Below are 6,756 nucleotides of genomic sequence, written 5' to 3' on the forward strand. Positions count from 1 at the left end.
GGATTGCCGTGGGCCAGCCAATCCTCGGGCAGTTCGACCTGCCAGCCCTCGCTCATCTCCTGTCGGAACAACCCGTGCACGTAGCGGATGCCATACCCGTAGGCGGGAATGTTGACCGTCGACATCGACTCGAGAAAGCACGCTGCCAGGCGCCCCAGGCCACCATTGCCCAGCGCGGCATCCGGCTCGAGGTTCAGCATCTCCTTCAGGTCGACGTTGAAGTTCTTGAGCGCCGCCTGCACCACCTCCATGAGCCCCAGGTTGCTCATCGAGTCCCGCATCAGCCGCCCGATGAGGAACTCGAGGCTCAGGTAGTAGACGCGCTTGTGCCCGGTCCGCCAGGTCTCGCGGCTCGACTCCATCCAGCGGTCGATGATGCGATCGCGGACAGCGTAGATCGTCGCCTTGAGCCAGTCGTGCGGCCGCGCGACGATCGGGTCCTTGCCGATGAAGTAGGTAAGTTTTTCGAGGATCTCCGCCTGCAGCGCCTCGGCGGTCAGTGCGCGCTTCTGCGGAGTCGGGGCATCCAATACGATGTGCTTTTGCGGCATTGCTGCAATCCAGGCATCATGGCGATGTATTCCCCTCTGTGCGGCACTGTTGCATTGAATCGACACCGGGGGAAGGCCCCCCGGGCGCGTGGCTAGACCCCGGCTTTTGCATCGCTCTGCAGCAGCACGGGCTCGGAGGGCGCAGCGACGACGCCGCTTTCGCGCGCCTGATCCTCCGCGTTCGAGATCAGCAGGTCGCGGCCCGCCTGGATGCCGCCCACCACCTGCGCCGCGAAGCGCTGCCGGTCGCGTTCGCGGGCGTCGGCGACGAGGCTGGCGATCTCGTCCTCCCTCGCCCCGAGTTCCCGCAGCGTCGCCGCCCCGAAGGCCAGCGCCGACTCGAAGACCTCGCGCACCTGGTAGTCGACCCCGAGCTTGACCAGCTCGATCGCATGTCCGCGGTCATAGGCGCGCACATGCAGCCTTGCGAGCGGAAACTCGGACTTGACCAGCTCGACGATGCGCAGGGCCGCGTCCTTGTCATCGATGCACACGAGGATGGCGGCAGCCGTCTCGGCCCCCGCCGCCCTGAGGATGTCGAGCCGGGTGCCGTCTCCATAGTAGACCTTCATGCCGAACCGGCCGGCGGCGCGTATCATGTCGGTGTCATTGTCGATGATCGCCACCCGATGGCCCTTTGCCAGCAGCGGCTGGCTGGCGATCTGGCCGAAGCGGCCGAAGCCGATGACCAGCACGGTGCCATCGAGGCCGTCGGCAAGTTCCACGCCGTCCATCGATGGCTCGGGCTCGGGCAGAAAACGCAGCAGCATCATGGTGAGCGGCGTCAGGGCCATCGAAATGATCACCGTCGCGGTCAGCATGGCGTTGAGTTCCGCGCCCAGCAGCCCGCCGGCAGTGGCCGTGGTGTAGAGCACGAAGGCGAACTCGCCGCCCTGCGCCATCAGTACGGCGCGCTGCAGCGCCTCCGGCTTCCCCGCGCCCAGCACGCGGGCCAGCGCGTAGATGGCCCCGCCCTTCACCGCCATGTAGGCCGCGACCGTGAGCGCGACGGTGAGCCAGTTGGCCGCCACCACGTTGAGATCGAGCGACATGCCGACGGCAAGGAAGAACAGCCCCAGCAGGATGCCGCGGAACGGCTCGACGTCGGCCTCGAGCTGGTGACGGAAGGTCGAGGTGGAGAGCAGAACCCCGGCGAGGAACGCCCCCATCGCCATCGACAGCCCGCCCAGCTGCATGATCAGTGCCGCGCCGAGCACCACGAGCAGCGCCGCCGCGGTCATCACCTCGCGCGCCCTGGCGGCCGCCAGCAGCCGGAACACCGGGTTCAGCACCCAGCGGCCGGCGAACACCACCGTCACCACCGAGGCAGCGGCCACTCCCACGCTGATCCACCGCGACAGGGCGTCGCCGCCCTCCTCGCTGCCCGGGGCCAGCAGCGCCACCAGCGCCAGCAGGGGCACAATCGCAAGGTCCTCGAGAAGCAGGATCGAAACGATCTTCTGTCCGCCCGGCGAGGCCAGCTCGCCCCGCTCGGTGAGCAATTGCATGACGATGGCGGTCGAGGTCAGCACGAAGCCCATCCCGGCGACGAAGGCGACGGCCGGGGCCCAGCCGAGCAACAGGCCGACCCCCGTCAGCAGAGCCCCGCAGGCGAGTACCTGCAGCACGCCGAGCCCGAAGATCAGCTTGCGCAGCGCCCACAGCCTGCTCGGCTCCATTTCCAGCCCGACGATGAACAGGAACATCACGACGCCGAGTTCGGCCGCGTGCAGCACGGACTGGGGATCGCTGACGAGGCGCAGACCGAACGGGCCGACCGCCAGCCCGGCGGCGAGGTATCCGAGCACGGATCCCAGCCCGAGCCGCTTGAATACCGGCACGGCGATCACCCCGGCGGCGAGCAGCGCCACCACCTGCACGAGATCAACTCCGCCATGCGCCGCGGCTTCGACCGCGTGTGCGACTTCGCCAGCCATCCCAACCTCGCCCGCAAGTACCGCGACTAGCCTTGCGGGCTGCTGCCGCGCCCGTCAAGGCTGCCGGAACGGGCAGGTCGGCGGCCTCGGCCGACCTGCCCGCGCGCAAACCCCGGGGCACCGCGTCTCCGCCGCAAGTGCTCCCGCGGCCTTGCCGGCCTGCATCGACTGCGCCGCCTGCTCACCCTATGATGCCGCCGGAATCAATTCCTTCGAGAACCCGGTCAAGTCCATGCCGCGCAAGATCATTATCGACACCGACCCAGGCCAGGACGATGCCGTCGCCATCCTCATGGCGCTGGCCTCGCCGGAGGATTTCGACGTGCTGGGCATCGTCGCGGTTGCCGGCAATGTCTCCCTCGCCCAGAACGCCCGCAATGCCCTCAAGGTCGTCGAACTCGCCGGCCGCACCGAGATACCGGTCTATGCCGGCTGCGAACGGCCGATGCGGCGGCATCTGGTGACGGCCGAGTATGTGCATGGCGACACCGGCCTCGACGGCCCCGACCTGCCCTCGCCGCGGATGCAGCTGCAGGCGCAGCACGGCGTCGATTTCCTCATTGACACCCTGATGGCGCACGAGCCCGGCACGGTGACCCTGTGCTGCCTCGCCCCGCTCACCAATATCGCCATGGCCATGGTGAAGCGACCCGCGATCGTCGAGCGCATCAGGGAGATCGTCATGATGGGCGGCGGCTGCTTCGAGGGCGGCAATGTCACCCCCGCGGCCGAGTTCAACATCTACGTCGACCCCGAGGCGGCCGACGTCGTCCTGCGCTCGGGCGTGCACATCGTCATGGCGCCGCTCGACCTCACCCACCTGATGCAGTCGACGCACGACCGGCTCGAGCGCATCCGCGCCCTGGGCAACCGCGCCGGCGAGGCGGTTTACCAGATGCTCAGCTTCTCCGAGCGCTTCGACCTGCAGAAGTACGGCAGCGAGGGGGCTCCGCTGCACGATCCCTGCGTCATCGCCTACCTGCTCGAGCCCGGCCTGTTCCAGGGTCGCCACATCAACGTCACCGTCGAGACCGCGTCCGAACTGACGATGGGCATGACCGTGGCCGACTACTGGGGCGTGACCGGGCGGGCCCGCAATGTGCACTTCCTCCGCACCGGCGACGCCGCCGGGTTCTACCGCCTGCTGACCGAGCGGCTGGCCCGGCTGCCGTGAGGGCGGGCGGGCGCTTGTCACCTGTCCGCCCTGCCTGCTAGAAGCCGGCGCTGCCCGGACTGGACACCCGCCCATGGACCTCGTCACCCTCACCGCCTTCACCATTGCCTATGCCATCGCGGTGATCGTCCCGGGGCCGGGCGTCGCCGCCGTGGTGGCCCGTGCGCTGGGAGGCGGCTTCGCCGCCGCCTTCCCGATGGTGCTCGGCATCCTTGTCGGCGACCTGATCTACCTGGTCTTCGCCCTGTTCGGACTTGCCGCCATCGCCACCTGGTTCGGACCGGTCTTCCTCGTCATCCGCTGGGCCGGCGCCCTCTACCTGCTGTTCGTCGCCTGGCAGTTCTGGACGGCCAGGCCCGGCTCCGAGCAGATCGGCGCCAAGCGCGACGGCAGTGCGTGGAAGACCTTCCTCTCCGGCTTCGCGCTGACCATGGGCAACCCCAAGACCATCGTCTTCTACCTGGCCCTGCTGCCGACCGTGGTGCCGCTCGATCGCCCGATCACCGTGCTCGGCTTCGCCGAACTGACGCTCATCGTCATCGTCGTCCTGCTCATCATCGGCAGCGCCTACGCGGCACTCGCCGCCGCCGCCCGCGACTTCTTCCAGTCGACCCGGGCCATCCGCAACCTCAACCGGACAGCGGGCGTCATCATGGCCAGTGCCGCCGTCTTCGTCGTGGCGCGGGAATAGGAACGAGCCGCGCTAGCGTACCTGTGCCGCCGCCGCATCGAGCCCCCAGGCCAGCAGTTCCGCCGCCCGCTCCGGCGTCACGCCCTCGACATAGCACCTGAGTTCGGGCGCGTTGCCGGAAGCGCGGTAGTGCACGGTATCGCCCGAAACCAGGGAGAAGCGCGGGCCGTCGATGGTCGAGACCCGCTCCACCTCCCCCACCGGCGCAAAGAACGCCGCGGCGTAGCCGGGCTCCTCGACCAGCCGGCGCAGGAACGCGCCGCTCCGCTCGCCGGGCACCTCGGCCAGCCGGTCGCTCAGCGCCGCCCTGACCGGCAGCGAGCCGACCAGTTCGGAAAGGTTCGTGCCGCCGGCCGAGGCAAGGCCGAAGGCAGCGAGGATCGGCAGCACCGCGTCGCGCGTCGGCAGCGCCGTCAGCGCCCGGCCGTTGACCGTTGCCGGGCTGCCCAGCAGCGTGCCGCCATTGGCCTCGAAGCCGACCACCGGCCCGCCCGGCGTCGCGGCCAGCGTCTCCATGCCGGCAATGACGAAGGGCGAGCCGACCCGGGTCCGCTCCACCTGCGCGAACCAGCCGACCCCTTCGATCGCCGAGTTGGAGGTCACCGGCGTCACCACGCTCGTGGCGCCGACGAGGCGTGCCGCCAGCATCCCCAGCACGTCGCCGCGCACGAAATTGCCTGCCGCGTCGATCACCAGCGGCCGGTCGCCGTCGCCGTCGGTCGAGACCACCGCATCCAGGTGATGCTCGGCGATCCAGCCCGGCACCGGGGCGAAGACCCGATCGGCGAACGCCTCGGTGTCGACGGCGACGAAAGTCGCCGACCGTCCCAGCCGCACCACATCGGCCCCCGCCCGCGTCAGCAGCGACACCAGCAGGTCGCGCGCCACCGAGGAGTGTTCGTACACCCCGATCCGCCAGCCGCCGAGCGCACCGGACGGCAAGAGGTGCCGATAGCGCTGGCGGTAGCGATCCCCCGCCGCGGCGAAGCCGTCGGTGGCCTGTCCGAGACCGTCGGCCACCCGGTCGGACAGCGCCGCGAGGATGCCCGCCTCGTCGCCCTTGGTGATCTCGCCGCGGGCCGAGTAGAACTTCAGTCCGTTCCGGTCTGCCGGGATATGGCTGCCGGTGACCATGATCGCCGGCGCGCCCATCGCCATCGCGTGCAACGCCAGCGCCGGCGTCGGCAGGATGCCGCAATCGACCGCCTCCAGCCCCGCCGCGGCGATGGCCGCCGCACAGCCCGAACTGATCGCGGAACTGGATGCCCGCAGGTCCCGGCCAAGATAGACCCGGCCCGCTCCCAGCCCGCCGCCGGCCCGCAGGTGGGCGATGAACGCACTGGTGTAGCGGCGCGCGGCCGGACCGGCCAGTTCCGCTGCGAGGCCCCTGAGGCCGCTGGTCCCGAACTTCAGCGAGTCGCTCATCGAACTCTCCCCCCGCGTCTCCTCTCACGCCCTGCCCGAGGCCGGCAAGCCGTTAAGGTTTCGTTCATCTCCGTTCAGCACTCTGTGCGGATGCAGATCGTCAAGCGCTCCATGAACTGGATACAGCGCCCCTCGATGTTCGAGGAGGCCGAGACGGCACGGCTGAAGCGCAAGGCGCAGGCCCAGTCCGACATTTCCAAGAACAGTGCGCTCAGTTCCGGCCTGATCGGCGCCGGCACCTCGTCCACCACCGAGGCCGTCAACCTGACGCTGCGGATCGCCGCCGCCCGCGTGCAGGCCGGGATCAACGTCAAGGCCAAGTCCTAGCCGCGGGATTTGGCTTGCCGCCGCCGCGCCCGATGCGGCATGTCTCCCCGTGATGGCCGCCCCACCCCTCGATCTGCCGGGCTACTTCGCCCGCGACGTCGTCGCGGTGGCGCGCGGCCTCGTCGGCGCCGAAATCTTCGTCGATGGCGTCGGCGGCATCATCACCGAGACCGAGGCCTACCATCCCTCCGAGCCGGCCTCGCATGCCCATCGCGGCCCCACGCCGCGGAACGCGGCGATGTTCCTCGGCCCCGGCCATGTCTACATCTATCGGATCTACGGCATCCACTGGTGCCTCAACTTCGTCGGCGCCGACGGCGCCGCCGTGCTGATTCGCGCCCTCGAACCCACTGCCGGCCTCGCCGCCATGATCGAGAGGCGCGGCCTGAGCGCGCCGCGCGATCTCTGCTCGGGGCCCGGAAAGCTCTGTGCTGCACTGGGCCTGAGCCGGCGCGAGGATGGCCGCCGGCTCGCCGAGCCGCCCTTCGCCTTCCGCCCGGCGACCCGCGAATCCCCCGTGTTGACCGGCCGGCGCATCGGCATCACCAGGGCCGTCGAGCTGCCGTGGCGCTTCGGCATGGCCGGATCGAGCTACCTCAGCCGCGGCTTTCCACGGTCCTCTTGAGGCCGGGGCGGCGGAACGGGTTCCTT

General features: G+C 69.7%; 7 protein-coding genes. 4 read left to right on the forward strand and 3 right to left on the reverse strand.

The window, feature by feature from the left end; genetic code table 11:
- Together ACE3TU_RS16835 and ACE3TU_RS16840 are read right to left on the reverse strand one after the other, a co-directional pair.
- Positions 1 to 551, reverse strand: a 551-nt coding sequence (locus ACE3TU_RS16835) for a glycogen/starch/alpha-glucan phosphorylase (RefSeq protein ID WP_374626254.1), incomplete at its 3' end; no start/stop codon positions are given.
- Positions 552 to 643: 92 nt separating this feature from the next.
- Positions 644 to 2,488: a monovalent cation:proton antiporter-2 (CPA2) family protein gene (locus ACE3TU_RS16840; RefSeq protein WP_374626256.1), complete on the reverse strand. Its 1,845-nt coding sequence runs from the start codon at positions 2,486 to 2,488 to the stop codon at positions 644 to 646.
- 232 nt (positions 2,489 to 2,720) lie between these two features.
- On the opposite strand from ACE3TU_RS16840, the gene ACE3TU_RS16845 reads away from it, so the two are divergent.
- Entirely contained in the window at positions 2,721 to 3,662 is a 942-nt protein-coding gene (locus ACE3TU_RS16845) for a nucleoside hydrolase (RefSeq protein WP_374626258.1), read from the forward strand.
- 73 nt (positions 3,663 to 3,735) lie between these two features.
- Positions 3,736 to 4,353 carry a LysE family translocator gene (locus ACE3TU_RS16850; protein ID WP_374626260.1) on the forward strand — a complete coding sequence of 206 codons (618 nt, stop codon included), beginning with the start codon at positions 3,736 to 3,738 and terminating at the stop codon, positions 4,351 to 4,353.
- Positions 4,354 to 4,365: 12 nt separating this feature from the next.
- On the opposite strand, the gene ACE3TU_RS16855 is transcribed toward ACE3TU_RS16850, so the two are convergent.
- On the reverse strand, positions 4,366 to 5,778 hold the full coding sequence (locus ACE3TU_RS16855; protein ID WP_374626262.1) for a phosphomannomutase: 1,413 nt from the start codon (positions 5,776 to 5,778) through the stop codon (positions 4,366 to 4,368).
- A gap of 90 nt (positions 5,779 to 5,868) precedes the next feature.
- On the opposite strand from ACE3TU_RS16855, the gene ACE3TU_RS16860 reads away from it, so the two are divergent.
- A complete protein-coding gene (locus ACE3TU_RS16860) occupies positions 5,869 to 6,105 on the forward strand; it encodes a hypothetical protein (protein WP_374626264.1) in 237 nt (78 codons plus the stop codon).
- A 52-nt stretch (positions 6,106 to 6,157) separates the two neighbouring features.
- The gene (locus ACE3TU_RS16865; protein ID WP_374626266.1) at positions 6,158 to 6,730 is read left to right on the forward strand and encodes a DNA-3-methyladenine glycosylase; all 573 of its coding nucleotides are present in this window, start codon (positions 6,158 to 6,160) and stop codon (positions 6,728 to 6,730) included.
- Positions 6,731 to 6,756 lie beyond the last annotated feature (26 nt).

It is taken from the genome of Devosia sp., assembly GCF_041917035.1.
In the GTDB taxonomy this organism is placed as follows: domain Bacteria; phylum Pseudomonadota; class Alphaproteobacteria; order Rhizobiales; family Devosiaceae; genus Devosia_A.

What these genes read in the sequence shown, in the direction of transcription:
- ACE3TU_RS16840 (WP_374626256.1), bottom strand. Translation starts at nt 2,488, where the DNA reads ATGGCTGGCGAAGTCGCACACGCGGTCGAAGCCGCGGCGCATGGCGGA.
- ACE3TU_RS16845 (WP_374626258.1), top strand. Translation starts at nt 2,721, where the DNA reads ATGCCGCGCAAGATCATTATCGACACCGACCCAGGCCAGGACGATGCC.
- ACE3TU_RS16850 (WP_374626260.1), top strand. Translation starts at nt 3,736, where the DNA reads ATGGACCTCGTCACCCTCACCGCCTTCACCATTGCCTATGCCATCGCG.
- ACE3TU_RS16855 (WP_374626262.1), bottom strand. Translation starts at nt 5,778, where the DNA reads ATGAGCGACTCGCTGAAGTTCGGGACCAGCGGCCTCAGGGGCCTCGCA.
- ACE3TU_RS16860 (WP_374626264.1), top strand. Translation starts at nt 5,869, where the DNA reads ATGCAGATCGTCAAGCGCTCCATGAACTGGATACAGCGCCCCTCGATG.
- ACE3TU_RS16865 (WP_374626266.1), top strand. Translation starts at nt 6,158, where the DNA reads ATGGCCGCCCCACCCCTCGATCTGCCGGGCTACTTCGCCCGCGACGTC.